Annotated in this window: 24 protein-coding genes; 11 read left to right on the top strand and 13 right to left on the bottom strand. The window is 53.0% G+C overall.

Features of this window, described 5'->3' with window-relative positions; genetic code table 11:
• Nucleotides 1-6: 6 nt before the first annotated feature.
• The 5 genes from OEV59_03505 to OEV59_03485 all read right to left on the bottom strand — a co-directional run bounded on the left by OEV59_03505 (nt 7) and on the right by OEV59_03485 (nt 4,248).
• Nucleotides 7-1,161: a deoxyguanosinetriphosphate triphosphohydrolase gene (locus OEV59_03505; GenBank protein MDH4226808.1), complete on the bottom strand. Its 1,155-nt coding sequence runs from the start codon at nt 1,159-1,161 to the stop codon at nt 7-9.
• An 86-nt stretch (nt 1,162-1,247) separates the two neighbouring features.
• Complete coding sequence (locus tag OEV59_03500; GenBank protein MDH4226807.1) at nt 1,248-1,385, bottom strand: hypothetical protein; 138 nt, start codon at nt 1,383-1,385, stop codon at nt 1,248-1,250.
• Nucleotides 1,382-2,065, bottom strand: a complete 684-nt coding sequence (queC, locus tag OEV59_03495) for a 7-cyano-7-deazaguanine synthase QueC (GenBank protein MDH4226806.1) — start codon at nt 2,063-2,065, stop codon at nt 1,382-1,384. Before queC ends, OEV59_03500 begins: the two co-directional genes overlap by 4 nt.
• A gap of 50 nt (nt 2,066-2,115) precedes the next feature.
• Complete coding sequence (locus OEV59_03490) at nt 2,116-3,669, bottom strand: AAA family ATPase (protein MDH4226805.1); 1,554 nt, start codon at nt 3,667-3,669, stop codon at nt 2,116-2,118.
• Nucleotides 3,670-3,684: 15 nt separating this feature from the next.
• The gene (locus OEV59_03485) at nt 3,685-4,248 is read right to left on the bottom strand and encodes a phosphoribosyltransferase family protein (GenBank protein ID MDH4226804.1); all 564 of its coding nucleotides are present in this window, start codon (nt 4,246-4,248) and stop codon (nt 3,685-3,687) included.
• 204 nt (nt 4,249-4,452) lie between these two features.
• On the opposite strand from OEV59_03485, the gene OEV59_03480 reads away from it, so the two are divergent.
• Together OEV59_03480 and OEV59_03475 are read left to right on the top strand one after the other, a co-directional pair.
• Nucleotides 4,453-6,033 carry a zinc-ribbon domain-containing protein gene (locus OEV59_03480; protein MDH4226803.1) on the top strand — a complete coding sequence of 527 codons (1,581 nt, stop codon included), beginning with the start codon at nt 4,453-4,455 and terminating at the stop codon, nt 6,031-6,033.
• Nucleotides 6,034-6,096: 63 nt separating this feature from the next.
• Complete coding sequence (locus OEV59_03475; GenBank protein MDH4226802.1) at nt 6,097-6,861, top strand: hypothetical protein; 765 nt, start codon at nt 6,097-6,099, stop codon at nt 6,859-6,861.
• On the opposite strand, the gene tatA is transcribed toward OEV59_03475, so the two are convergent.
• A complete protein-coding gene (tatA, locus tag OEV59_03470; protein ID MDH4226801.1) occupies nt 6,858-7,049 on the bottom strand; it encodes a twin-arginine translocase TatA/TatE family subunit in 192 nt (63 codons plus the stop codon). The genes OEV59_03475 and tatA overlap by 4 nt on opposite strands.
• Nucleotides 7,050-7,133: 84 nt before the next feature.
• On the opposite strand from tatA, the gene OEV59_03465 reads away from it, so the two are divergent.
• The gene (locus OEV59_03465; GenBank protein ID MDH4226800.1) at nt 7,134-7,964 is read left to right on the top strand and encodes an energy transducer TonB; all 831 of its coding nucleotides are present in this window, start codon (nt 7,134-7,136) and stop codon (nt 7,962-7,964) included.
• Here OEV59_03465 and gcvPB read toward each other — a convergent pair.
• The 4 genes from gcvPB to gcvT form a co-directional block, all read right to left on the bottom strand.
• Nucleotides 7,961-9,406: an aminomethyl-transferring glycine dehydrogenase subunit GcvPB gene (gene gcvPB, locus OEV59_03460; protein MDH4226799.1), complete on the bottom strand. Its 1,446-nt coding sequence runs from the start codon at nt 9,404-9,406 to the stop codon at nt 7,961-7,963. The two genes, OEV59_03465 and gcvPB, sit on opposite strands and share 4 nt — an antisense overlap.
• 4 nt (nt 9,407-9,410) lie before the next feature.
• Nucleotides 9,411-10,778 (bottom strand): aminomethyl-transferring glycine dehydrogenase subunit GcvPA, encoded by a 1,368-nt coding sequence (gene gcvPA, locus OEV59_03455; GenBank protein MDH4226798.1) that lies wholly within the window; start codon nt 10,776-10,778, stop codon nt 9,411-9,413.
• A 1-nt stretch (nt 10,779) separates the two neighbouring features.
• Nucleotides 10,780-11,166 carry a glycine cleavage system protein GcvH gene (gene gcvH, locus OEV59_03450; protein ID MDH4226797.1) on the bottom strand — a complete coding sequence of 129 codons (387 nt, stop codon included), beginning with the start codon at nt 11,164-11,166 and terminating at the stop codon, nt 10,780-10,782.
• Between the two features lie 115 nt (nt 11,167-11,281).
• On the bottom strand, nt 11,282-12,388 hold the full coding sequence (gene gcvT / locus OEV59_03445) for a glycine cleavage system aminomethyltransferase GcvT (GenBank protein MDH4226796.1): 1,107 nt from the start codon (nt 12,386-12,388) through the stop codon (nt 11,282-11,284).
• A 141-nt stretch (nt 12,389-12,529) separates the two neighbouring features.
• Here gcvT and OEV59_03440 point away from each other — a divergent pair, with 141 nt between their 5' ends.
• The 3 genes from OEV59_03440 (at nt 12,530) to OEV59_03430 (ending at nt 14,493) form a co-directional block, all read left to right on the top strand.
• Nucleotides 12,530-13,660 (top strand): aminopeptidase, encoded by a 1,131-nt coding sequence (locus OEV59_03440; GenBank protein ID MDH4226795.1) that lies wholly within the window; start codon nt 12,530-12,532, stop codon nt 13,658-13,660.
• A 190-nt stretch (nt 13,661-13,850) separates the two neighbouring features.
• Nucleotides 13,851-14,201 carry a hypothetical protein gene (locus OEV59_03435; GenBank protein ID MDH4226794.1) on the top strand — a complete coding sequence of 117 codons (351 nt, stop codon included), beginning with the start codon at nt 13,851-13,853 and terminating at the stop codon, nt 14,199-14,201.
• Nucleotides 14,188-14,493 (top strand): antibiotic biosynthesis monooxygenase, encoded by a 306-nt coding sequence (locus OEV59_03430; protein ID MDH4226793.1) that lies wholly within the window; start codon nt 14,188-14,190, stop codon nt 14,491-14,493. The genes OEV59_03435 and OEV59_03430 overlap by 14 nt, the downstream gene beginning before the upstream one ends.
• A 24-nt stretch (nt 14,494-14,517) precedes the next feature.
• On the opposite strand, the gene nth is transcribed toward OEV59_03430, so the two are convergent.
• The 3 genes from nth to OEV59_03415 all read right to left on the bottom strand — a co-directional run bounded on the left by nth (nt 14,518) and on the right by OEV59_03415 (nt 17,132).
• Complete coding sequence (nth, locus tag OEV59_03425; GenBank protein ID MDH4226792.1) at nt 14,518-15,171, bottom strand: endonuclease III; 654 nt, start codon at nt 15,169-15,171, stop codon at nt 14,518-14,520.
• A 15-nt stretch (nt 15,172-15,186) separates the two neighbouring features.
• A complete protein-coding gene (locus OEV59_03420; protein ID MDH4226791.1) occupies nt 15,187-16,164 on the bottom strand; it encodes a polyprenyl synthetase family protein in 978 nt (325 codons plus the stop codon).
• A gap of 65 nt (nt 16,165-16,229) precedes the next feature.
• Nucleotides 16,230-17,132, bottom strand: a complete 903-nt coding sequence (locus OEV59_03415; protein MDH4226790.1) for a TIGR02757 family protein — start codon at nt 17,130-17,132, stop codon at nt 16,230-16,232.
• A gap of 324 nt (nt 17,133-17,456) precedes the next feature.
• On the opposite strand from OEV59_03415, the gene OEV59_03410 reads away from it, so the two are divergent.
• The 5 genes from OEV59_03410 (at nt 17,457) to OEV59_03390 (ending at nt 23,927) form a co-directional block, all read left to right on the top strand.
• Nucleotides 17,457-17,729 carry a hypothetical protein gene (locus OEV59_03410; protein ID MDH4226789.1) on the top strand — a complete coding sequence of 91 codons (273 nt, stop codon included), beginning with the start codon at nt 17,457-17,459 and terminating at the stop codon, nt 17,727-17,729.
• Nucleotides 17,730-17,894: 165 nt separating this feature from the next.
• Nucleotides 17,895-18,263: a response regulator gene (locus tag OEV59_03405; GenBank protein MDH4226788.1), complete on the top strand. Its 369-nt coding sequence runs from the start codon at nt 17,895-17,897 to the stop codon at nt 18,261-18,263.
• Nucleotides 18,264-18,361: 98 nt separating this feature from the next.
• Nucleotides 18,362-20,899, top strand: a complete 2,538-nt coding sequence (locus tag OEV59_03400) for a chemotaxis protein CheA (protein MDH4226787.1) — start codon at nt 18,362-18,364, stop codon at nt 20,897-20,899.
• 36 nt (nt 20,900-20,935) lie between these two features.
• Nucleotides 20,936-21,448, top strand: coding sequence for a chemotaxis protein CheW (locus OEV59_03395; GenBank protein MDH4226786.1), 513 nt, complete (start codon nt 20,936-20,938; stop codon nt 21,446-21,448).
• A 112-nt stretch (nt 21,449-21,560) separates the two neighbouring features.
• Nucleotides 21,561-23,927, top strand: coding sequence for a methyl-accepting chemotaxis protein (locus tag OEV59_03390; protein MDH4226785.1), 2,367 nt, complete (start codon nt 21,561-21,563; stop codon nt 23,925-23,927).
• The last annotated feature ends 135 nt before the right edge of the window (nt 23,928-24,062 follow it).

Raw genomic sequence — 24,062 nt, 5'->3', positions numbered from 1 at the left:
TCTTTTTTAAACCTTTTCGTACGGGTCGAAGAGCTTTTTATATTCATCGAGCGCGTAGCGGTCGGTCATGCCGGCTATGTGGTCGCATACGGCGCGCTCCTTGCCAAGCGACTGTATGTTCTCCAAAAAGCGCGGGGCTATGAGGCTTGTCTCCCTTATATAGGCTTCGAAGAGCGCGGTGAGCATGCGCTTTGCCTTGTCGGCCATTCTAAGCAGCCGGTAGTGGTTGTAGAGGTTTTTTCTTAGAAATCTTTTTAGCTCTCTGTTCTTCTCCGCTATCTCGGGGCTGAAGGTCGCGATGTTGCCTTTGTGTCCTCTTACGGCGGCTACGGTCTTTATATTATTTGCCGCGATGTTCTTTGCCGTGTTCTCGACCAGGTCGCTTACGAGAGTGTTTATTATGCGCACTATTGTCTGGTACTTTATTATCTTAGAGTCAGCCCCGGGTGCGGCGTTTACGGCCTCGTTCCTGCACTCTCTCCACAGGGTAACTTCCATAAGCGAGTCCTCGTCGAGCATTTCCGAAGACAGGCCGTCGTCTATGTCGTGGTTGTTGTAGGCGATTTCGTCTGCGATGTCCACTATCTGGGCCTCGAGCGAGGGAGGCTTCTCCATTTCGTATTCCTTAAACGACCCAGGGTGGTCGTGCTCGGACCTGTGCTTCGCGATGCCTTCGCGCACTTCCCATGAGAGGTTAAGCCCCGGGTAGGCTGGGTACCTGCGCTCGAGCTCTTCGACTATTCTAAGGCTGTGCGCGTTGTGCTCGAAGCCGCCGTGCTTTTTCATGAGCTCATCGAGCACCTTTTCGCCGGTATGCCCAAATGGCGGGTGCCCGAGATCGTGCGCCAGAGCTATGGCCTCGGATAAGTCTTCGTTTAGCCCAAGCGCCCTGGCAATCGTCCTTGCTATCTGCGCGACCTCGATTGTATGCGTAAGGCGCGTTCTGTAGTGGTCGCCTTCGTGGTAAACAAACACCTGCGTCTTGTATTCTAATCTCCTGAAGGCGTTACAGTGGATGATGCGGTCTCTGTCGCGTTGGAATACCGAGCGGAAGGCGTGTTCGGTCTCTGCGTGCCTTCGGCCCTTTGATTCCGAGCTTTTTTGCGCGTACGGGGCAAGGCTCGTTGCCTCGCGTTTCTCTATGTCCAAAAGGGTTTTCATGGTGGTATCTGCCCGGATGTGCGTGCTCCGGACGTAGTAGTAGTATAAAAGAGGGTGGCCCTCAAGGCAAGGCAAAAAACCGGGGCTTAGTTGTCGCCGCAGCCGTCCTTGAGCCCCGTCATAAAGGCCTTGTACTCCTCATAGTACTCGTCCATGAGTTCGTCTAAGTCGCGCGTGTCAGGGTCTATGTCTTTTTTCTTTTTAAGGAATTCTATGAACGTCATTTCCCTTTTCTCCTTTTATAAGGGACGGGGTCTTTCATGCCCGAGCCCTCGAACCCTTTAAGGCGAAGCAGGCACGAATCGCATTCGCCGCAGGCAAGTCTCGAGTCTTTATAACATGACCACGTAAGATGGAGCGGGGCCTTTAGCTTTATGCCGGTCTTTACTATTTCTTCTTTTGTTATGCCTATTAGCGGCGTGATTATTCTTATCTTCGTTCCGGGCCTTGTTCCGGTGCGCGCTGCCTTTTCGAATGCCTTGAAAAACGCCTGCCTGCAGTCTGGATATCCTGAAAAATCCTCTTCCACCGCGCCGATGTAGACGTTCTTCGCGCCGATGGCCTCTGCCCATGAAATGGCAGCGGAGAGAAGCTGCGCATTACGAAATGGCACATAGGTAGACGGGACATCGCTGCGCTTAAGCCTGCCTTTGGGCATTTTTATCGCCTTGTTGGTAAGCGCGGAGGCACCGATGTCCTTTAAATAGCGCATGTCGGCGACAAGCGTTTTTTTTACTCTGTAGTGCCTGGCAAGGGCCTTGAAGCTTTTAAGTTCGCGCGCCTCTGTCCTCTGGCCGTAGTTCGAGTGCATGAAGGCTAGTGGGCCGCGTTTTTCTGCCATGGCGGCGCTAACGCAGCTGTCCATGCCGCCGCTTACCAGAACAATTGAAAGTTCTTTTTTCATCCTATCGATTATAATACCGAAGGCGCCTATTCACAACGGTTTTGTGGGCGTTATTTCATGAAGAGCTTTTTTATGGCTGCCCTTGCCTGCTCTCCGGGCGAGGCCGCCGGAGAAAGTATTGCCGCGGGAGGGTCTATTTGCTCGAACGCTTCTTTTTGCTTTAAGTATATTTCCATTGTCGCATCGCTTATGCGCTCGCTATTTGAATCCCTTAAGGCAAACCTTTTGGCCGCGGTCTCGTCGTCCACCGTGCATTCAAGGGCGTAAAAGGCAGAGCCTGCCATGTGCGCCGCGGTCTTTGCAGCGTCAATCTGGTCGGAGAGCGAAAATGTCGCATCCATTATGACAGATCGTCCTGAGGAGAGGTGCTTCTTTGCTCTCTCTGCCATGGTAGAGTAGGTCTTTACCGTTGCCTCATCCGAGTATATGCCCTTGCCGTAAGGCTCTATTACGCGTTTATCTGGCGTAATGCCGTGCAGTTCCTTGCGTATCGCGTCCGAGGATAGTACCTTCATGCCGGTCATTGCCGATAGTTCTCTTGCAAGCGATGATTTTCCGGAGCACGAGAGCCCGCGCACAAGTATAAGGGTTGGTCTGTAGCCTCCCTCTGCGTACATCCTTGAAAGATGAAAGTACCTTCTCGCGTCCGCCTCGGCCTTTAGTTTTTCATCTTCGGGTTCTTCGGCTTCGTAGAGCTTTAGGCCTTCGACCTTGCCTCTTACGAAGGCGCGGTAGCATTTGTAGAAGTCGAGGAGCTTTTTTCCTTCTTCGTCTCCGGTAGCATTGAAATAGGACGCTTCGAGCGTTCTTGCAAGGTCGCCTCGCGAGTAGAATTCGAGATCCATCAGCAGAAAGGCGATGTCGGAAATTACGTCCGAGAACCTGAACCTTTCGTTGAACTCGATGCAGTCGAAGGCGTGTATGCCGTCGTCAAACGAGATGTGGTCTGTGTGCAGGTCGCCGTGACAATCGGCAACAAGTCCCTTGTCGGCCCTTAGGGCCATGAGTTCGGCGTTTCTGGCTATGAGGTTATCGGAGTACGTCTTAACCGCCTTGTGCGTCTCTGCGCTGATAGTGCGGCCTATGTATGGAAGCGTTTGTTGGAAGTTCTCGGTGCAGTTCCTTCCTACGGTGTCGGGGCTTCCGAAGGCCTCTATGGTGCCGCTTGTTGCAGCGCGCTTGTGGAAGGAGGCTATCTTTACGCCGAGGCGCTCCATGTCGACACTTGTGGCTGTTTCGGCAGAGAGCATGTTCCTTAGTATGTGGTTTTCGTCCAGGCGCCGCATTTTTACTGCGTAGTCTACTATTTCGCCGCTGCCGCCAATCTCGTAGTTTGAGCCGTCGCAGGTAACGGGCACTATACCCAGGTACACGCCTTCGGCAAGGCGGCTGTTTAGCCGTACTTCTTCCTTGCAGTAGAAAAGGCGCTTTTCGATGGTGGTAAAGTCGAGAAAGCCGAAGTCAACGGGCTTTTTTATCTTGTATGCGTGGTCGGTTGTGATAATGACGTAGGAGATGTGCGTCTGCTTGAGTTTGGCGTTCTCAAACTCATTGCTCACGGTGTTTGGGGGCAGCAGTTTCTCTATCATTTTTGGAAGCGGCATGGCAGTGTCCGATATTTATTCGTACGGGGAAGCGCCTTTTAGAACGTATATCTCCGGTAGGCAGCGAAAGTCGTCTTTATAGTCCATGCCGTAACCCACGACAAAGCCTTTCCCGATGGTTTTTCCGATGTAGCGCGGTTTGTAGGCGGGTCTGCCGCTTCGCACAAAGAGCGCGCAGACGGATATCGAGGCCGGGTTCTTGCTCTTTATGAAGGCGAGAAGCGCTTTTATAGTAACGCCTCTATCCAGTATGTCCTCGACTACAATGACGTCGCGTCCGCGGATGTCGAGCCCCACGGCGCTCTTTACGCGGGCCTTTTTTAGCGGCTTATTGTTCTTGCCGTAGCATGAGATGCTTATGAACGCGATTTCCGCGAACCCGCCGACCTCTCTGGCCATGTCCGCAGTGAACATGAAGGAGCCCCTTAGAACGCCTACGAATACCGGGCGCCTGCCGGAGTAATCCTTCTTTATGCGCCGGCCAAGCGAGCGGACTATTTTTTTTATGCCGCTAGCATTTATGAACGGCTTAAGGCCGTGCGGCTTTTGAGGTTTGTGTGTTAAGTGCCGTTTTGTCATGGTTTGTCATAGGATGATGATGCCGATTTGTCAGCTTTAAGCATAGCTATAAGGCGCGATGCTGTCAAGCCGTAAAAAAACGGGTACAAAGCAGGAAAAATTCCTTTACTTGAGTCCGGTTTTGAGATATGTTAAATTTATAAAATATGTTAAAATAAATTGATAAGTTAGAGCGAGTGGCCAAGGCCTTTAAGGGGTGCGTTTTTGATTATACAGTGCGATAAATGTCAAGCCAAGTTTAGAATAAGCGACGACAAGGTCGGCGATAAGGGCGTTAAGGTAAAATGCTCTAAATGTCAGAACTACTTTATTGTCAGAAAAGATGCTACACCCGAGGCCCCGGCATTCGGTGGCATAGAGTTTGAGGAAGAACAGGAGCAGCCGCCGCAGGAGCAATCTCAGCAGGAGCAGCCTTCTGCGCCTTCTTTTGATGCGGGCGCAGGTGCAGGCGGCGAAGAAGCGGGAGCAGGTTCGTCTTACGGAGACATAAGTTTCGGCTCTGGGCAGGCAGAGGCCCCATCGTTTGATATGGGTGCAGGCGGCGCTGCCACTGAGTCTGATCAGGGGTCATCTTATGGGGACATAAGTTTTGGCTCCGGGCAGGCAGAGGCCCCGTCGTTTGATATGGGCGCAGGCGGCGCTGCCACTGAGTCTGATCAGGGGTCATCTTATGGGGACCTAAGTTTTGGCTCCGGCCAGGCAGAGGCCCCGTCCTTTGATATGGGCGCAGGCGGCGCTGCGGATTCGGGCCAGGGCTCTTCGTTTGGCGAGGTGAGTTTTGGCTCCGGCCAGGCAGAGGCCCCGTCGTTTGACATGGGCGCAGGCGGCGCTACGGATTCGGGCCAGGGCTCTTCGTTTGGCGAGACGCCGTCTTTTGGCGAAACCCCATCTTTTGGAGAAACTCCTTCGTTTGGCGATACGCCGTCTTTTGGCGAAACCCCGTCTTTTGGAGAACCCCCGTCGTTTGGCGAGACGCCTTCCGCTGCATCGAAGGGCCCATCGTTTGGGTTCGAGGCTGCCGATAGCGCCGGGCCTTCTTCCGAATCTACGGTTATGTTTACCGTTGGCGAATCCGGCGCGGCAAAGGCAACGGCTGCGCCAGGCGAGTCCGAGAAAACGCTTTTTGCCGGCGGCTTCGGGGCCGATGAGAAGGCCGATACGCACCTCGATACGGAAACCGCTACGGGAGAGAAAGATCTTTTTGGCGAAGAAGCGGCAGGCGCGGCTGCCGAAGAAACGGTCTCCCCCAAACCAGCAAAGAAGTTTTCATTTCCGATAGGAGGAGATAAATTGAAGAAGATTATTCCCATAGTTCTTATCCTTGCCGTGATAGGCGGCGCAGCGTTCTTATATACGCAGGGTTTCCTCGACCCCGTAGTGAAGCGCATAACAGCCCTCACCGGCGGCGTCAAGGACGAAGGGCCGCCGATAGCTTTCAAGAGCCTTAAATATTCGTACGTGGATAATGTCAACCCGGATGTCGGCAGGTTGCTTGTGCTCGACGGCGAGGTGCAGAGCATGGTAGAGGAAGATGTCGAGGTCGGCGCCATAAGGGTCGTTATTAAAGGCATCGATAAGAATGTCATTAAAAAGCAGTCCGCGAGCCCAACCGGCCTTATAACGGAAGAGACGCTAAGGACGCTGCCTCTGGCCGAGATAAACAAGGAGCTCTCCGGTAGGAGGCTTACGAGCAAGGTTCCGGCCAAAGGGACCATGCATTTTACGGTAGTGTTTGCCGGCATAGGCGAGGATGCCGCAAGCGCAACCGTCGAAATAGTGTATTGACGCGGCACCTGCGCTTTTGCCCCTCCCGCCACGGCATTGCGTAACGTACGTTCTTTTTGTCTTATGGAAAGCCCCGAGGAAATACTTGCCCTGATACTTCGCGACGTCGAGTCCTTGCCCGAGGACAAGATGCGCAGAGAGATGCTGTGCGTGCGCTTGAAGGAGCTCGAGCCTGAGGGCGTTGCGCACGTGCTTGAGTCTTTGTATCGAAAAGACAGGGATAACGCCGCGGTGCGCGCCGTAAAGAACGTGCTCGTGGATCCGGCGGCCCTTGCAGACATGCTCGGAATAGAGAAGTTTCGCCGCGCCTATATGGCCTCTCTCGAACTCGGCTTCTATAGGGCGGGGCGCCTGTTCACCGATTTGCCCGCGCATAAAAAGGGGTTTGGAGGGTATGCCGAAGAGGAAGAGGCCAAGATGGAGTTCATCTCGCTTGGAGAGAGAAGATCGCTTGCCAAGACCAACATAAAGGACAATCTTGACAGGCTTTTATCCGACCCGGACCCGATGGTCATAGGGTATCTTCTCGACAACCCGAGGATAACGGAAAAAGAGGTGCTAAAAATTTCATCGAAGCGTCCGAACTCGCCCAGGATACTAAAGCTCCTGGCCGTGCACAGGAAATGGTCCAAGCGCTATAACGTGCAGAAGTCCCTTGTGCAGAACCCGTACACGCCGCCGCGCATTTCGATTTCGCTTCTTGATTTCATGATGGAACAGGATTTGAGGATGATATCCGGGGATAAGACGCTGCACCCGCAGGTAAGGATGTCGGCCGTAGATCTTTTGAAGGCGCTGCTAAATTCCCCCGATAAGGGCGGCGCCTAATTTTTCTTTTCTTCGGATTTGTCGGCGGGCTTTGCGTTGCCGCGCTCTTCTTCGCCGGAGGCGGCCTTTTTAAAGTCCTTGATGGCCTTGCCAAGTGCCGTGCCTATGGCAGGAAGCTTGTTTGCCCCGAAGAGAAGAAGTATTATTACTACTATGAGGATCAGTTCCCAAATGCCGATATTGGGCATTATATTGGCTCCGTATTTTTTGAGCAGCCGTGCTTTTTAAAAACAGGCGTGCGTATAGTGTCAATATAGACGGAAGGGCGCCGGATGTCAACCAAAACGTTCGATAGATTCGGCGCGTACTTTGCCGCCTCCCTTGTGGCGCACGCGCTCATCGCCTACCTTGCCTTTTTTACCCCAAAAGGGCTGTTGCCTGCGGCCTGGCTTTTTCCTGCAGCGCCCAGGCCGCCTGAACCTCCTGTAGTCGTAGAGGTCGTGGATATACCGCCGCAGGCCGCAGGTAAAAACATCAGGCCCGATAAGGTTAAGTATGTTGCCGACAGGGACAATACCGTTACAAAGGAGACCGTGCCGCACAAGTCCAAGGCCTCGCCAACACCTCCCCCATCCCGCGCTCTTTCAGAGGCAAGGCCTGCCGAAGGCTCTGCTGAGGCAAAGCCCGTAAAGCCCGGCGACATGCCATCCAAAGAGACCGCTTCCAGGGAAAAGAAAAAGAACGCGCCCGTGCTGTTCCCGACCGATACGCGCCTTGCCGAGCTATCGAGAAAGTACGAGGCCTCGGAGCATAAGGGAGAGACCGGTAAGACGCTTAGTCTAAATACCGGGGAAAGCAAGTACCAGCGTTATATGCTGAACCTAAAACGCAGGATAGAGCTTTACTGGGAGTATCCCGGGGCATCGATACAGAGAGGGGAGCAGGGGGCTCTTTCCGTAGTATTCGTGATAGGCAAGGACGGCGCGGTAAAGGATGTTAAGGTCGTAAGGTCGTCCAATTATCCGGGGCTCGATGACGCTGCGGTTACGGCGATAAAGCTCGCGGCGCCTTTTAATCCCTTTCCAAAGGATTTCGATGTCGAGGATATACAGATAAACGGGAACTTCGAGTACAGGCTCGTAGCGCCAGTGCCCGGGCGTTAGGCCTTCTTACTCCAGCGAAGCACAGGCTCTCTTGCGGCCTTTGTCTCGTCGACTCTCTCCGTGCCGGTTGTCTTCGGGGCGTTTTTAAGGGACTCAGGGTCTGTTTCCGCTCTTTTTGCGATATCCTGCATGGCACGTATGAAGCAGTCTATGGTCTCTATATTCTCGGTCTCTGTTGGCTCTATCATTATCGCGCCATCGACTACGAGCGGGAAGTAGACTGTCGGCGGGTGTATGCCCTTATCTATGAGGGCCTTTGCGACGTCGAGCGTCACCACACCCTTTTCAGCCTGTCTCTTATGCGTGAACACGCATTCGTGCATGCATGGCCTGTCGAAGGGGAGGTGGAAGTCTCCCTTGAGCTTTTCCTTTATGTAATTGGCCGAGAGTATGGCCGTTTCGCTTGCGCGTTTTAGCCCTTCCGGGCCCATGCGCCTTATGTATGAATACGCGCGCACCATCATGGCGAAGTTGCCGTAGAAGGCCTTCATGCGGCCAATTGTTTTCTTCGAATCGAATTTCAGCGAGTATTTGCCCTTTGTTTCAATTATCCTCGGCACCGGCAGGTACGGCTCGAGCTTTTTCTTTACGGCAAGGGGGCCTGAGCCCGGGCCTCCTCCTCCGTGCGGGGTCGAGAAGGTCTTATGCAAATTGAGCTGCACGAGGTCCACGCCCATTGCCCCGAGCTTCGCAAGCCCCATGAGGGCGTTAAGATTAGCGCCGTCGCAGTAAACAAACCCTCCCATGGAGTGCACGACCTCGGCGATCTCCATTATATGTTCTTCAAAAAGCCCAAGCGTGTTGGGGTTCGTAAGCATCAGGGCCGCGGTCTCTTTGTCCATGGCCTTTTTGATGCTCTCTGTGGTTATGACAGGGCTTCCCTCCGACGATATCTTTACGACCTTGAACCCCGCAAGGTTTGCGCTTGCCGGGTTTGTGCCGTGCGCAGTGTCCGGGATAAGGACCTTTGTCCTTTTTTCCTTTTTATCCTCGAAGTACTTCTTTATAAGCAGCATTCCGGCGAACTCGCCGTGCGCGCCTGCGGCAGGCTGCAGCGTTACGGCGTCCATGCCCGTTACCTCACAAAGGTAACCTTCGAGCCTGCTCATCAGTTCGAGCGCGCCCTGCGACAAATCTTCCGGAGAATACGGATGCAGCGCGGCAAAGCCCGGAAGGCGGCAGAGGTCCTCGTTTATCTTCGGGTTGTGCTTCATGGTGCAGCTGCCAAGCGGGTAGAAGTTCGAGTCAACGCCGAAGTTCCTTCTCGAGAGAAGCGTATAGTGGCGTACAACATCCACCTCGCCAAGCTCCGGGAACCCGGCGATGTCTTCGCGCATGAGCCCCTTAAGGCGCGACGACGCTTTTGAGCGCGGCACGTCCGGTGCTACAGGCTCGACGCCCCTGCGGTCTTTGGATGTTTTTTCAAAAAGCAGTTTGCCCATATGCTTACGAAACCCTTTTCAGTTCGCGCGCGAATTCCTCGATATCTGCTGCGGTGTTCATCTCCGTAGCGGTAACGAGGATGTGGCTCTTCATTTCAGGGTAAAACCTCTTTAGCGCCAGGCCGCCGACGATGTTTTTCTTTTTTAGCGCGGCAAGTATTACTTCCGGGTTCTTTTTTGTTCTTATGACGAATTCGTTAAAGGTGTCGGAGGAAAATGCTATTTCAACGCCTTTGATGGCGCTAAGTTTTTTCTTCAGGAACTCGGCCTTGTCGATGTTTAGCGAGGCAAGCTCCATGAGCCCTGTTTTCCCGAGAAGCGCCAGGTACACCGAGCACGCAAGGGCCGCAAGCCCCTGGTTTGTGCAGATGTTGGACGTGGCCTTTTCCCTTCTGATGTGCTGCTCTCTTGTTGCGAAAGTCAGGCAGAAGCTTCGCTTGCCGGTCTTGTCTACCGTTTCGCCGACAACGCGCCCTGGCATCTGGCGCGTAAACTTGCCGCTTAGGCCCATGAACCCGAGGTAAGGCCCGCCGTAGGAAAGGGCGTTGCCAAACGACTGGCCGTCGCCGACCACTATGTCAGCGCCAAGCTCTCCTGCTGGCGTTAGAAACGCCATGGAAAGGGCCTCTGATATGACCACTACGAGCAGCGCGCCTTTCGAGTGCGCGAGTTCGGCAAGCTCTTTTACATTTTCTATTGTCCCGAAAAAGTTCGGGCTCTGTATGATGAGGCATGCGGCGTCGTCAAGTGCCGCCTCTGCAGCCTTTATGTCAAGTAATCCTGTTTTTGTGTCAAAGGGGGCTTCGAGAGGCGTTTCATCGCTGCCGTAGAGGTATGTGCGTGTGGTCTCGCGGTACTCCGGATGCACCGAGCCTGCTATAACGACCTTGTTTCTGCCTGTGACGCGGCGTGCCATGAGGGCTGCCTCGGCAGTAGCGCTGGCGCCATCATATAAGGAGGCGTTTGAGATGTCCATCCCCGTCAATTGACAGATAAGTGTTTGGTACTCGAATATCGCCTGCAGCGTGCCCTGGCTTGCCTCGGGCTGGTAGGGCGTGTACGAGGTAAAAAACTCGGACCTGAGTAATATGTGGTTTACCGCTGCCGGAGAATAGTGGTTGTACGCGCCTGCGCCAAGAAATGATTTGATTGCGTTTGCGCCCTTGTTCTTCGACGAAACGCCTTCGACATGCGCCTTTAGTTCCTGCTCGCTTAGTCCCTTGGGGAGCTTAAGGCCGCTTTTTAAGCGAAGCTTCTCGGGAAGAACGCTCTTTACGAGCTCGTCTATCGAGCCGACATTTGCGGCCTCGCACATGCGGCGGATGTCGCCCTCGGTGTGCGGGATGTAGGGGGTTACTGTCTTGCTTGCCAAGTTATTTTTCTTCTTCGACGTAGGCCTTGTACTCGTCTGCCGAGAGAAGATCCTTTAGTTCGCTCTTGTCGGCCGGCTCAACCTTGAGCATCCATGCCTCGCCGTACGGGTCGTCGTTTATGGTCTCGGGGCTGTCGACTATCGCGTCGTTTACCTCGAGGACCGTGCCGTTTATCGGGCTGTAGAGGTCGGAAACCGCCTTGACCGATTCTACCACTCCAAACGGCTCGCTGGCCGTGAGGCTTGCGCCCTCTTCCGGAAGCTCGACGAATACGACGTCACCGAGCGAGTCCTGCGCGTAATCGGTTATGCCGATTACCACGACATCGCCCTCCTCGCGGACCCATTCGTGTTCCTTGGTGTACTTCAAATCTTTCGGAAAATCCATTGTGCAACTCCTCCTTGCTTTTTGCTGCAGTTTACTCGCTTCTTCGTGTGCTTTTTAGCTTAGTCCAAACCAAAACGGAAATCAAATAAAAAATCACTCGTCCGAAAAAATCCCTTTACACGGCCTTTGCCCTTTTGTAGAAGGGCAGTTTGCATACTGTAGCCGCTTTTGCCTTGCCGCGGATTTCTATGGCAAGCTTTGTGCCTATTGCCGCTTCGTCGGCGCTTACGTACGCAAGGGCTATGGCCTTCTTAAGTGTCGGCGAAAATGTCCCGCTTGTAATTTTACCGCAAGGAGAACCGTCCTTTGTAAGCACCCTGTAGCCTGTCCTCGGGATGCCGTCCTCTATCATCTCGATGGCAACGAGTTTTTTACCCGGGCCTTCTGCTATTTGCTTTGAGAGCTTGTCCCTGCCGACAAAGCCGTGCTTATTGATATCTATAAAGCGCGTAAGCCCGGCCTCCACGGGAGTGGTCACTTCGTCGAGTTCGTTGCCGTAGAGAGGGAGCGCTGCCTCGAGCCTTAGTGTATCCCTTGCCCCAAGGCCGCATGGCATAAGCCCCATGGGTGAGCCTGTTTCAAGGAGAAGCCTCCAGAGCATAGGAGTGTCGGCAGTTGAGAGATATATCTCGAAGCCGTCCTCGCCGGTGTAGCCGGTTCTCGATATTATGGCCTCAGAGGTAAAGGGCTTTGCCGCAGTTGTCATGAAGCGGAAGTATTTAAGGCCCGAGAGGTCCATGCCAAGCGCCTTTGAAAGTATCTTTTCCGAAAGCGGGCCCTGTATTGCTATCTGTCCGTACGAGGAGCTTAGGTCCTTAACGGTCGTGAACTTCGCTGCCATCTTCTGTATCCATAGAAGGGCCTTTGCCGCGTTCGAGCCGTTTACGCAGAACATGAACTTATGCTCGTTAAAGCGGTATATTATTATGTCGTCCACAGCGCCGCCCTCGGGGTTGCAGAGGATGCTGTACTGGCACTGGTTATTTTTTATGGAGGTGGCGTTGTTGGTGGTAAGTAGCTCCACCGCCTCGAGTGCCCTTTCCCCGGATATCTCTATCTCGCCCATGTGGCTTACGTCGAAGAGCCCGGCCTTTTCCCTTACTGCCGTGTGCTCCTCTATTACGCCCGTGTACTGTACCGGCATCTCGAACCCGGCAAAGGGCACCATGCGGGCCTTTAGCCTTTTGTGTTCTTCGTATAAGGGGGTTTTCAGGAGTTCCATGTTTGCCGATGCTGCTGCCTTTCTTTTTGTAGAGAAAAAATCTTACCAGATGCAGCACGGATGTCAAAAGGTTTTTTATCGATTTTTCTTTACGGCGCGATTGTGTTGACAAAAACAAGCGGCGCGGATATAGTTTTTGGTATGGATAAGAACGCGGCTATAGCAATAGACAACATATTTACCGTGAACCTCGGCGTCAAGAAAACCGAGCGCGTGCTCGTGTTCTCGGATATTGTCCGGGACGAAGAAAATATCGGCACCGATGAACGGGAGAGGCGCGAGGGCTCGCGCCGCGTTGCCGCTCTTATAGCAGAGGCAGGGAAAAAGTTCGCGGCAGTCGAGTATATTGAGTTCCCTTCAACAGGGAGCCACGGCACAGAGCCCCCGGCCCGCATCTGGAAGGCGGCATTTGGCGTAAACGCCGCAAAGAAGCTCGAGATGGCCGGTATACTCGGGCCGCTTCTAAAAAAGACCGCAACCCCCGAGGCAATTAAACAGGCCGAGGACGTGATAGCAGAGCATAAGGCAGAGGCAGTGAATTGCATCGTCGCGCTCCCCAATTATTCCACAAGCCATACGAAGTTTCGCGACCTATGTAACCGCTTCGCAGGCATCAGGTACGCGAGCATGCCGCTATTTGAAGAGTCCATGCTCTCGGGCGTGATGACAGCGGACTGGGCAAAGATAAACGAACGTACAGTAAAGCTTGCGGATACTATGATAGGCGCGGATAAGGTAAACGTAAAGAGCAAAAACGGAACTGACATTACGTTTTCCATAAAAGGCCGCCCTGTAAAGCCTGATACCGGGATTATCACCGCTCCAGGGTCTTTCAGTAACCTTCCTGCCGGTGAGGCCTTTGCAGCGCCGGTAGAGGGCACGGCAGAGGGTACGCTCGTTATCGAATGGGCGCCGACAAGGAAGCTCGCGTCTCCGATAAAGGTGACTGTGAAAGAAGGCAGGGCCGTTAAGGTCGAGGGTGACGAGCCGTATGTAGAGGAGCTTCGCTCTGCGTTTGCAAAGAACCCGTTATTCGGCAATATAGCGGAGCTGGGTGTTGGCACGAATGAAAAGGCCGTGAACCCGGCAAACGTGCTCGAGAGCGAGAAGATACTTGGCACCATACATATAGCATTTGGCGACAACTCCACCTTCGGCGGCACGGTACGGGTGCCGTTTCATCAGGATTTTGTCTATTTTTCTCCGACGCTGGTCGTTACAAAGGACGGCCGCGAGATTGTCATTATAGATGCCGGAAAGTTTCTCTTGTAGCAAAGCGGCGATTTGGCCGTGATGCTTCGTTGCGCAAAAATTTTTGATCCTCGACGTATTACAAAATACGCCTGCGGTCAAAAATTTTGCGCGCCTCGCCTGACGGCCAACTTGCCGCTTTGAATAATGTTAGGTGGCTTGCTTGGCACAAAACTTGACGGTTCGAGATGGTAAACGATAGTGGTGTGTGATGAATAACGTAAAATTCATGCCCAAAAATAGAGGAATTTGGATTGCAGGTCTTTTTGTAGCGCTGTTTTTGGGGATGGGTTTATGGGGGTTTTATTTCGGTGGGGCACGATATGTTGCGGAACTTATCGAAAAAATCAGGTTAATGGATGAGTGGAAGTTTAAGGTTGTGAATATGGTGGGGCTGTTGCTTTTTGCGGTGCCTTCGGCGGTAATCGGTTTTTTTATGGCAAAGAAAAGAAGACGTAGTCAGTATGCATGGATAGGGTTATGCTTATTATTCAATGTATGGGCGTTACTAGTTCTTTGGCGTTTGCCAAGAATTAAGGAAGGTTTCAGTGAGTCCTCCTAAGCGCGTTCCTTACTACGCCGTTATCTTCACCTCCGTAAGAAAAGACGGCGACAACGGTTACGCCAGTGCAGCTTCGCTAATGCTTGAGCTTGCGAAAACTCAGCCCGGCTTTCTGGGCTTCGAGACGGCAAGGCAGGATGTCGGCATATCGGTATCGTACTGGGAGTCATTGGAATCCATAGCCGCGTGGAAGGCCAATGCCGAGCATAAGGCCGTGCAGGAGATGGCGCCGAAGTGGTACAAATCTTTCAAAGTGCGCGTCTGCCGCGTTGAAAAGGAATACGGTTTTTAGGCCGCGTCTCTTTTGTCTGGTTGCTCAGGCCTTTTTATAATAATCGCAAAGCGCGGTTACGGCGCATTCTTCGCAAAGAGGGTTCTTTGCCTTGCATGTTTTTCTGCCGTGCAGTATGAAGAGGGTGGTTGCGTCTGTCCATAGCTTTTCCGGTATCAGGGCGCAGAGGTCTTCCTCTATCTTGTCCGGGTCGTCGTTTGCTGTAAGCCCGAGCCGCTGCGTTACCTTCTTTACATGCGTGTCCACTGCAAGCGCCGGTATGCCGTAGGCAGAGCCGAGCACCACGTTCGCGGTCTTTCTTCCTACCCCCGGGAGTGTTGTCAGTTCCTCGACTGATTTTGGCACGCTGCCGCCAAAATCGCTGACAAGTTTTAGCGCGCAGGCCTTTATGGACTTTGCCTTGTTCCTGAAGAAGTTGATTGACGAAATCAGCTTTTCCAGTTCCTTTATGTCCGCTGCCGCGTAGTCCTTGGCGGTTTTATATTTTTTAAAGAGCTCCGGAGTTGTTTTGTTTACGCGCTCGTCCGTGCACTGGGCCGAGAGGATTGTCGCGATAAGCAGTTCGAGAGGGGTCTTGAAGGCAAGGGCGATTTTTGCGCCAGCGATTTCTTTTTTCAGCGCGGCAAGTATTTTTTGCGCTTTTTCGGATGTGTCTTTGGAGGAAGTTTTCGCCGGCATTCCATTGCCCGCGTCTTAGTGGTTTCTTTGAAGTACGAAGTCGGCAACAGCCTCGAGCGCTGCCTTCTCCGGGGTCGGGGCAAAGATGTCCAATGCGGCCTTTGCCGCTTTTATCCTGGCCTCTGCAAGTTCGAGCGTTCTCTCTGTGCCGCGGTATTCCTTTATTATCTCGAAGACCGTTTCCACGTCGCGCTTAACAGGAACCCCGTTTGTCTCGAGCACGTTTCTTATGACTGCTTTTTCCCTCTCCGATGCGTCCCTGTAGGCCTTTATTAGAGGGAGCGTGAGCTTGCCCTCTTTAAGGTCGTTGCCCGTGGGTTTGCCCATGTTCTCGTCTGTAGAGACGTAATCAAGGGAGTCGTCAACGAGCTGGTACGCTACCCCGAGGTTCATGCCGTAGGAGGCAAGGGCGTTTTTCCTTTCCCTGTCCGCTGCCGCAAGTATGGCAGGTATTCGGCACGAGGCCGAGAATAACGCAGCAGTCTTCGATGTGATTATTCTTAAGTAGTCGTCCTCGGTTATGCCGGGGTCGGCCATCTTTACGAGCTGCAGCACCTCGCCCTCGGCCATCAGGGCCGTTGTCTCGGCAAGGACTTTGAGTATCTCGAGGCTCTCGGCCGTTACTGCAACTGAAAATGCGCGAGAGAGAAGGTAGTCGCCGACAAGCACGCTCGTTGAGTTGTCCCAAACGACGTTCGCAGACGGCTTGCCGCGCCGTTTCTCGGCGCTATCGACCACGTCGTCGTGGAGAAGGGTGGCGGTGTGTATGTACTCGACGACCACGGCCATGTCCGTGTGCTTACTTCCGTCGTAGCCTGCCATGCGGCTCGAGAGAAGCAGTATTAGCGGCCTTATGCGCTTGCCGCCGTTCTTCAAGACGTAGGTCGCCACCTTGTCGGCCAGGTGCATGCCGCTGGTGAGGTTCTTTGCAAGGCCCTCTTCGGCAATGGCAAAGTCGCCCTTTATAAGGTCGTATGCTTCTTGTATGCGCATGGTTTTATTGTCTTATCAGGATGTTACCTTACAATAAGCGCAGCTGTCAATGCGTAAGTTGGCGCCTACTTTACGATGCAGACGTCTTTGATGCCGCAGAGGCCGCATTTTTTAACGTCTCTTTTGCTCGGGCACTCGCTAAGTATCCCGAGCCTGCAAATCGAGAAGTCGTATTTCACAGGGTCCCTGGGGTCGAGCGTTCTTAGCGCGGCAGTTACCTCCTCTGCCATGCGCCAGGAGGCTGCCGGGGCTTTGCTTAGCCCGAGGAGCCGCGAGATGCGCGCAACGTGGGTATCGAGCGGCATAATGAGCTTCGAGGGCTCGATGAACTTCCATATACCGAAGTCCAGGCCGTCGTCCTTTCGTATCATCCACCTAAGATAGAGGTTTAGCCTCTTGCACGGGCTGCCGTCCTCCGGGGACGGAAAAAAGAAACGCACACCGGCCTTTTCAGGAAGTTTTTTTCTGCCGTATATGGGCTCGGAGTCGAGTGTAAGCGTATATTTTACAAAGGAGGATAGAGACGCCTTCATGTCCTCGTTTTTCGATAGAACTCCCTCCTTGAAAAAGCCGCCTATGGAGCCAGAGTTTTTTATCATCTGTTTGGCATAATATATGAGGCACGAGATGTCGCGCGAATCGTTGAAGCGGTGCTTAAAGCCGGAGAAGAGCTTTTGACCTCGTTTCGGGTCAAAAGCCATGGTAAAAGCATAAGGCTCGTTGTCCATTATGTCAAGCACGCTCGAGATGCTTTTCTTGATTTGCGCAACCCGTCCGTATGCGAGCGAGGCTGCGATAAGTCCTGCTATTTCGCGGTCTTTGTCGGCCTTAAAGAGCCGCGGAAAATAGAGCGGGTCGGAGGCGAGATACTCGCTGCCGTAGGTCTTGTAGAGCCCGTCCAAGCGGCGTTTTAGTTCCGGATGCGGCGTAAAACCGGTTTTTTGTTTTTTTATGGCCGTATTTCGCATGCTATGCGGCAGATCCCGGGTCGTTATATGCGGCAAAAATAAAAAAGTTTTTTTCAAAATCTTCGTATGTGCAATGCCTGTAAAGCATTTTATCGTGGTTTTAGAATCAATTCAAGTACAGCCTTTTTTGAGACTTGACAAATGTAGATAAGGTTGTATAATTATCCCTTGCCTTTTTGAGTAGTTTTTTATTTTGCTGTTTTACTTTCGTGACCATGACTGCATTGCGCGTTTACGACAAAGCGTAAATCGTGCAATTATTATAATACAACGCGACTGTTCTATTTTGCTTTGGCAAATTTACTGCGGCGACTGTGGGATGTTATGGGCATTAAGGTAGAAGAAAATACTGTTATCTTCGAAGGCTCGGAGATAGACATTTACGACGCGCTTGACTTGAGAAACGCACTTCTCGAGCTTCAAGGTAAAGGTGTCACAAGTGTCAACCTCGACCTGTCATCGGTCGAGTCCCTTTCAACCCCCGCTATACAGGTAGTTATCAGCGCAAAGGCCACATTCGACACGTTGGTTTTTTCCGGAAGCGGCTTACGGCCTACTGTCCAGGAAGAATTCAAGTTAATGTGCCTTAGTATCTAGTTTTTTGACGGCGCGGTTTTCCTTTCGCGCCGTTTTGATTTTTTGTTGTTGTGGCGACGGTGGGTTGTTCTCGTTCTCGTTACTGTGACCAGTGGAGGTGTGCTCATGTTGACATCGGGTGGAGAGATAAGCGGCGTTTCGTATCAAACAGTAGGAGGAGGAAAAATGGCAAGGACTATTCTGGCAATCGACGACTCCGAGGTCATGCGGTGGACAATATCCACCACACTCGAGAGGTTCGGGTACACGGTCGTCACCGCGGTAGACGGCATGGATGCGCTCGAAAAGTTGAAGGGGCTCGAAAAAGTGCATCTCATCATTACCGACGTGCACATGCCCAACATGGACGGTCTTACGTTCATAGGCGAGGTGAGAAAGAACGCGAAATACACCTATACGCCGATAATCGTCCTTACGACCGAAGTTCAGGCGGAGAAAAAGGAAGAAGGCAAGAAGGCCGGGGCAACCGGGTGGGTCGTGAAGCCGTTTAAGCCCGATCAGCTCATAGCTACCGTAAAAAAGGTTTGTCCGTAAGGTTGTGCAGCCGGTTTGCGCCCCCGGGGTATCTTGATTTGATATAAGTGCTGCGGGCCGCGCAATTTCGAAAAATACTATTTTTAAAACCAGGGTATATGGCTACAGAGATTGACAGGCTTAAAGACGCTATAGCTAAAGAGGCTAACGAGATATTCGAGGCCTTGGACTCTCTTCTTTTGGACCTTGAGAAGAGCCCGTCGGATCTGGAGATACTCAATACCATCTTCAGGCGCGTCCACACGCTTAAGGGCTCGTGGGGGCTTTACGGGCACAAGGCGCTCGAGCATTTCACGCACGCGCAGGAAGACCTCCTCGATTATTTAAGAAGCGGCGAGCTTACGGTAACAACAGAGATTATAGACCTTCTTCTCGAGTGCCTCGATTACACCAAATTATCCTATGAGCGGGTAGAGGCCGGGGAGCAGGTGGATTCCTACGACTTCGCGGTTCTCGAATCCAAGATAAAGGGGTTTTTGCCGGCTGCGGAGGCAGGGGCAGAGGCAGAGTCCGGCGGCGTTGCCATCAAGGACTGCGGCGTAGACGCGGACTTCATGGCCAACAAGGCCGCAATTGCAAAGGACAAGGTCAAGGCATCTGTCGAGATAGGACTACGGCTCTACCAGATTTGCATAGATTTCGATAAAGAGTGCATGAAGAGCGGCGTTGACCCGCTAAGGTTCTTTAAGGGGCTTGGCTCCGACGGAGAGCTTCTTGCCGCGAATGTTATCTGGGACGAGGTGCCAAAGCTTGCCGACCTCGACCCCGCGCACTTGTATTTTGGCAAGGTATGCGCGCTGTATGCCTCGAAACTCGGGGTCAGGGAGGTAAGCGCCCTCTTCGACGTTGCCGCGGGCATGGGCGAGGTCTCGTTCCATCAGCTTACTCCTGCGGAGCTGACAGAGCATTTTGGAATAGAGGCGGACCCGTTCTGGACAGAGGAGAGCGGAGCGGCAAGCGTTGAGGACGAGGTAAAGAAAAAGACCATCAATGCCTTCCGCACGGAAATAGAGAAAGGCATACAGGCGGTCAGGGATAATCTTATATTCTTTGCAAACGAGCCGTCGGATAGAGAATCTCTTGAAAAGGTTTACCGCTTCTTCCACAACATCTGCGACACCTCCTCGGTGCTCGGGCTTCGGGATTTGGAGTCCATATCTTCGCCGCTTTGCATGATAATGGAGAACGTGTATGTCGAGGGCGCGGCTCTTAAGGTGGAAGATGTCGGCAGGCTCGATGCCGCGCTCGACGAAATAAAGAGTGTGCTCACCTCCCACGTAGACAAGGCCATAACCGATTTTATAGATTCAAGGCGTAAGGGCGCAGACGTAAGGAGCTTCGCCCTTGCAGAGGCGCTTCTTGACGTAGGAGTCGTCACAAGGGAAATTCTCGAGCAGACCGTTAGCGCCACGGCGTCTACCGCGTCAAGCGGCGGCGTGCGCGTCATGGAAAGGCGTCAGGACGCCAGGGGCGGGGCCGCGGCGCTTAGAATAGACCCGGTAAGGCTCGATAACCTCGTCGATATGGTCGGAGAGCTCGTCATTGCGCAGTCGCAGGTAACACAGGACCTTGCCATAATGGGTGTTTCCGATACGAGGCTCGACAGAAACATCGCCCAGCTTACTCGCATAACAAGCGGCATCCAGGACATGGTCATGGGCATGAGGATGCTTCCGCTCGAGCAGACCTTCAAGAAGCTCTCGCGCGTTGCAAGGGATGTATCGAAGGAGCTTGGCAAGGAAATCGACTTTACGATATTCGGAGAAGAGACAGAGGTCGATAAGACCATAATAGACGAAATAGGCGACCCGCTAATGCACCTTATAAGGAACTGCGTTGACCACGGCATAGAAAAGCCCGCTGACAGGGCGGCTGCGTGGAAAGATGCCAAGGGCAAGGTCGAACTGAATGCCTTTCACAGGGGCGGTAACGTCGTCATAGAGGTAAAGGACGACGGCAAGGGCATATCGAGAGAGCGCGTTGCCAAGAAGGCAATCGAAAAGGGGCTCATAACGACCGATGCCGGGCTTAGCGACCAGCAGGTCATCTCGCTTATATTCGAGCCGGGGTTCTCTACCGCAGAGGAGATAACCTCCATATCCGGCAGGGGCGTTGGGTTAGATGCCGTAAAGCGCGGGGTCGAGAACCTAAGGGGCAAGGTCGAGGTCTCGACAGAGTTTGGCAAGGGTTCTACTTTTACGATAAAGCTTCCTTTAACGCTCGCAATCATCGAGGGCATGCTCGTCAGAGTCGGCGAGGAGAGGTACATAATCCCGACACTTTCCATAGAAACGTCTTTCAGGCCCGCGCTAAACGAGATAACGAACGTGGACTCGAGGGGCGAGGTTGTTAAGGTGCGAGACGCCTTCCACACGCTTGTTAAGCTCCATGAGCTCTACGCGATACCGGGCGCGAGGAAAAGGCCTGACGAGGCGATCCTCATACTGGTCGAGAGCGAGGGCAGAAGGTGCTGCATCATGGTTGACGATATCATCGGCAACCAGCACGTCGTCATAAAGAGCCTTGGCGACATGCTAAAGGGAGTAAAGGGCGTTTCCGGGTGCACTATCCTCGGGGACGGCAGGGTAGGGCTTATTCTGGATATAAGCGGGCTTATGGACATTACCATAGGCTAAGGGATTAACCGTACTACAAACGAAGGAGGGTAAAACATGAACGCGGAGATGAAACAGACGGAGGGAGGACGCTCGGAGCAGATAAGCGGAGGCAAGTTCCTAAGCTTCCAGCTTTTCGGCGAAGAGTACGCGGTCGAGGTCTTGAGGGTGCGCGAGATAATCGGCATCATCGACATCACGCCCGTGCCTCAGACCCCGGATTTCGTAAAGGGGGTCATCAATCTAAGGGGCAAGGTAATACCGGTAATAGACTTAAGGCTACGGTTTGGCCTTAAGGAGACGAGCTACACAGAAGAAACGTGCATCATAGTCGTGGATGTGAAGAACGTGCTGATGGGCGTTATCATCGACACCGTGCTCGAAGTGCTCGACATCAAGAGCGACGACATAGACCCGGCGCCGAGCTTTGGCGTGAAGGTCAGGACCGATTATATCTACGGCATGTGCAAGACCGGCAAAAAGGCGAAAATCCTTCTCGATATAGAGAGGGTGCTCTCTGCCGAGGAACTCCATATGGTCGAGGAGCTTTCCGGAAGCGCTGGCAACTAAACGGGGCAAGTCCCCAACAAGGCGAAAGCAAAAGGGCTTTCTTTATAATATACGGACGGAAGTTCATCTTGATAATGCGCTCTTAATAACGCGAATACGGAGGATATAATACATGTTGCAGAAAATGTCATTGAACGTAAAACTGATTACGCTGTTTTTGCTCGTGGGACTCGTGCCCATGGTAATAGCGGTGCTGATAAGCTACTTTAATTCGAGTAAGTCTCTTACCGACCTTGCCCAGAACCAGCTCATCTCTCTTAGGGAAGCCAAGAAGAGCGAGGTCATCGGGTACTTTGCCGAGCGTGAGGGCGATATAACGGCAACTGCCCAGAACCCGACCTTTGTCGAGGCGGCAAGGGAGCTTAAGAAGGGTTTTAACCAGTATGCCACGGACGTTCGGGCAACGGAGGAAACGCTAAGGAGATACCGCGATGCGGTCAAGGGGTATTATACGAGCGACTTTGCCTCCGAGCTAAAGAAAAGAACCACCGATAAGATAAACATAGACGGCCTTATCCCTGCGGATAAGAACGCCGTAGTGGCGCAGTATAATTACATATCCAATAACAATAACGGCCTTGGAAAGAAAGGCAACCTCATGAAGGCCGAGGATGGCAGCTACTACAGCCGCGCGCATGCCATATATCATCCGGCAATCAGGACATTCATGGAGTCTTATGGGTACTACGACGTGTTCATGGCAGACCCGGAGACAGGCAATGTGTTCTATTCGACGGCAAAGGAAATCGACTTCGGCACGAACCTGAAGAACGGCCCGTACACGGACTCCGGCATTGCCGAGGTCTTTAAGGAAGCCATAGCCGCGAACGCGAAAGGGGATTTCGAGATATCTCCGTTTGGTGCCTATATTCCAAGCTACACGGTTGCCGCGGCCTTTACCGGCTCGCCTGTGTTCGAGGGCGATAAGATGATAGCGGTGCTCATATTCCAGCTCCCAATTGGCACCATAAGCGAGAAGATGGCCTTTGGGAAGAATTGGAAGGGAGTCGGGCTCGGGGATTCGGGCGAGGTCTACCTCGTAGGCACTGATAAGACTCTAAGGAGCGAATCGAGGTTCTTTCTCGAAAATAAGTCCGGGTTCCTTGCGGCACTAAAGGACAGTAACATTAGCCAGGACGTGATAACCCAGATAGATATGGAAGATACCGGTATCTTAAACTTAAAGATAGATACAAAGAGCGCGGAGGAGGCCTTAAACGGCAGGGACGGCGTGCATATTATCCCGGATTATAGGGGCGCTCTTGTGCTTAGCGCCTATGCGCCGATTACCATAAAAGAGCTCAAGTGGGGCATAATAGCCGAGGTCGATGAGGCAGAGGCATTTGCCTCCCTTAAGACGCTTCAATACATAACCATAATCGTAATACTCGTGATAACGGCTATAGTCGCGGCACTTGGGTTCTTTGTTGCGCGCTCGATTGCAAAGCCGCTAAACAAGATAATAGACCAGCTCGGCGAGGGCTCTTCGCAGGTCGCAGAGGCATCGCAGCAGCTTTCAGCATCGAGCCAGCAGCTCTCTCAGGGCTCTAGCGAGCAGGCCTCCTCTATCGAAGAAACGAGCGCATCGCTCGAAGAGATATTCTCCATGGTCAAGCAGAACGCCGATAACTCGAACCAGGCAAACCAACTCGCCATATCCGCAAGAGAGACGGCGGAAAAGGGCGCAAAGACGGTTGAGAGCATGATCCAGAGCATGGTGGACATAAACAGGGGAAGCGAAGAGGTCTCGAAGATAATAAAGGTCATAAACGAGATCGCCTTCCAGACGAACCTCCTGGCGCTTAACGCCGCAGTAGAAGCGGCAAGAGCAGGCGAGCACGGCAAGGGCTTCGCAGTCGTTGCAGAAGAGGTGAGGAACCTTGCAAGAAGGTCTGCCGAGGCGGCAAAGGAGACCGCAGGGCTTATCGAGCAGTCGGTCACAAAGGCAAAGGACGGCTCGGAAAGGGCAAGCGAGGCAGGCACTGTTCTAAAGGATATCGTCACGAACTCGAAGAAGGTCGAGGACCTTGTAAGCGAGATAAGCGCTGCAAGCAAAGAGCAGAGCGACGGCCTTGACCAGGTGACAAAGGCCATAAGCCAGATGGACGAGGTAACGCAGTCCATATCCGCGACAAGCGAGGAAAGCGCATCCGCAGCAGAGGAGCTCTCGGCGCAGTCCGACGGATTAAAGAACATGGTTGTAACGCTTATCGAGATAGTCGGCGGTTCCGGCGGCTCGGGTAACAGGGGCGGCGACGCTTCCTCAAGCACGGGCTTTACCACAAGGGCCAGGAAGACGGCCGTATCGGCACTCCATAACGTGATAAAGAAGGGCGGAGCAAAGGAAGACAAGACTGTTGCAGCCCAGAAGAAAGGCAATGGCAAGGGCGCTTTAGAGACGCATGGCCTTGAGAAGACAAAGGCCATGATGGATAAGAAGATACCCATGAACGACGAGGACGAGTTCAAGGAGTTCTAAGGGCTCCTTGAGGGTAATGTAAAATGACGTTTCGCGCCCGAATGCTCTCTTTGTCCGTAAAAAAGACAGAGAGAGCGCGGGGCGAAATGGGATATAACACTCCTGAATCCGTGTTTTTCGCCGATTGACGCCGCG

This window comes from Deltaproteobacteria bacterium (assembly GCA_029858205.1).
Taxonomy (GTDB): Bacteria; Desulfobacterota; GWC2-55-46; order GWC2-55-46; family DRQE01; genus JAOUFM01.
The sequence above is the reverse complement of the archived record's forward strand: the minus strand, read 5'-3'. Positions and strand labels throughout refer to the sequence as shown.

Bases quoted from the DNA above. Each gene is read 5' to 3' on its own strand.
- OEV59_03475 (MDH4226802.1), top strand. From the start codon at position 6,097: ATGGAAAGCCCCGAGGAAATACTTGCCCTGATACTTCGCGACGTCGAG.
- OEV59_03435 (MDH4226794.1), top strand. From the start codon at position 13,851: ATGAATAACGTAAAATTCATGCCCAAAAATAGAGGAATTTGGATTGCA.
- OEV59_03410 (MDH4226789.1), top strand. From the start codon at position 17,457: ATGGGCATTAAGGTAGAAGAAAATACTGTTATCTTCGAAGGCTCGGAG.
- OEV59_03390 (MDH4226785.1), top strand. From the start codon at position 21,561: ATGTTGCAGAAAATGTCATTGAACGTAAAACTGATTACGCTGTTTTTG.
- queC (MDH4226806.1), bottom strand. From the start codon at position 2,065: ATGAAAAAAGAACTTTCAATTGTTCTGGTAAGCGGCGGCATGGACAGC.
- gcvT (MDH4226796.1), bottom strand. From the start codon at position 12,388: ATGGAACTCCTGAAAACCCCCTTATACGAAGAACACAAAAGGCTAAAG.
- OEV59_03505 (MDH4226808.1), bottom strand. From the start codon at position 1,161: ATGAAAACCCTTTTGGACATAGAGAAACGCGAGGCAACGAGCCTTGCC.
- OEV59_03465 (MDH4226800.1), top strand. From the start codon at position 7,134: ATGTCAACCAAAACGTTCGATAGATTCGGCGCGTACTTTGCCGCCTCC.
- OEV59_03395 (MDH4226786.1), top strand. From the start codon at position 20,936: ATGAACGCGGAGATGAAACAGACGGAGGGAGGACGCTCGGAGCAGATA.
- OEV59_03490 (MDH4226805.1), bottom strand. From the start codon at position 3,669: ATGCCGCTTCCAAAAATGATAGAGAAACTGCTGCCCCCAAACACCGTG.
- gcvH (MDH4226797.1), bottom strand. From the start codon at position 11,166: ATGGATTTTCCGAAAGATTTGAAGTACACCAAGGAACACGAATGGGTC.
- OEV59_03500 (MDH4226807.1), bottom strand. From the start codon at position 1,385: ATGACGTTCATAGAATTCCTTAAAAAGAAAAAAGACATAGACCCTGAC.
- nth (MDH4226792.1), bottom strand. From the start codon at position 15,171: ATGCCGGCGAAAACTTCCTCCAAAGACACATCCGAAAAAGCGCAAAAA.
- OEV59_03420 (MDH4226791.1), bottom strand. From the start codon at position 16,164: ATGCGCATACAAGAAGCATACGACCTTATAAAGGGCGACTTTGCCATT.
- OEV59_03415 (MDH4226790.1), bottom strand. From the start codon at position 17,132: ATGCGAAATACGGCCATAAAAAAACAAAAAACCGGTTTTACGCCGCAT.
- OEV59_03485 (MDH4226804.1), bottom strand. From the start codon at position 4,248: ATGACAAAACGGCACTTAACACACAAACCTCAAAAGCCGCACGGCCTT.
- gcvPB (MDH4226799.1), bottom strand. From the start codon at position 9,406: ATGGGCAAACTGCTTTTTGAAAAAACATCCAAAGACCGCAGGGGCGTC.
- OEV59_03405 (MDH4226788.1), top strand. From the start codon at position 17,895: ATGGCAAGGACTATTCTGGCAATCGACGACTCCGAGGTCATGCGGTGG.
- OEV59_03440 (MDH4226795.1), top strand. From the start codon at position 12,530: ATGGATAAGAACGCGGCTATAGCAATAGACAACATATTTACCGTGAAC.
- tatA (MDH4226801.1), bottom strand. From the start codon at position 7,049: ATGCCCAATATCGGCATTTGGGAACTGATCCTCATAGTAGTAATAATA.
- OEV59_03400 (MDH4226787.1), top strand. From the start codon at position 18,362: ATGGCTACAGAGATTGACAGGCTTAAAGACGCTATAGCTAAAGAGGCT.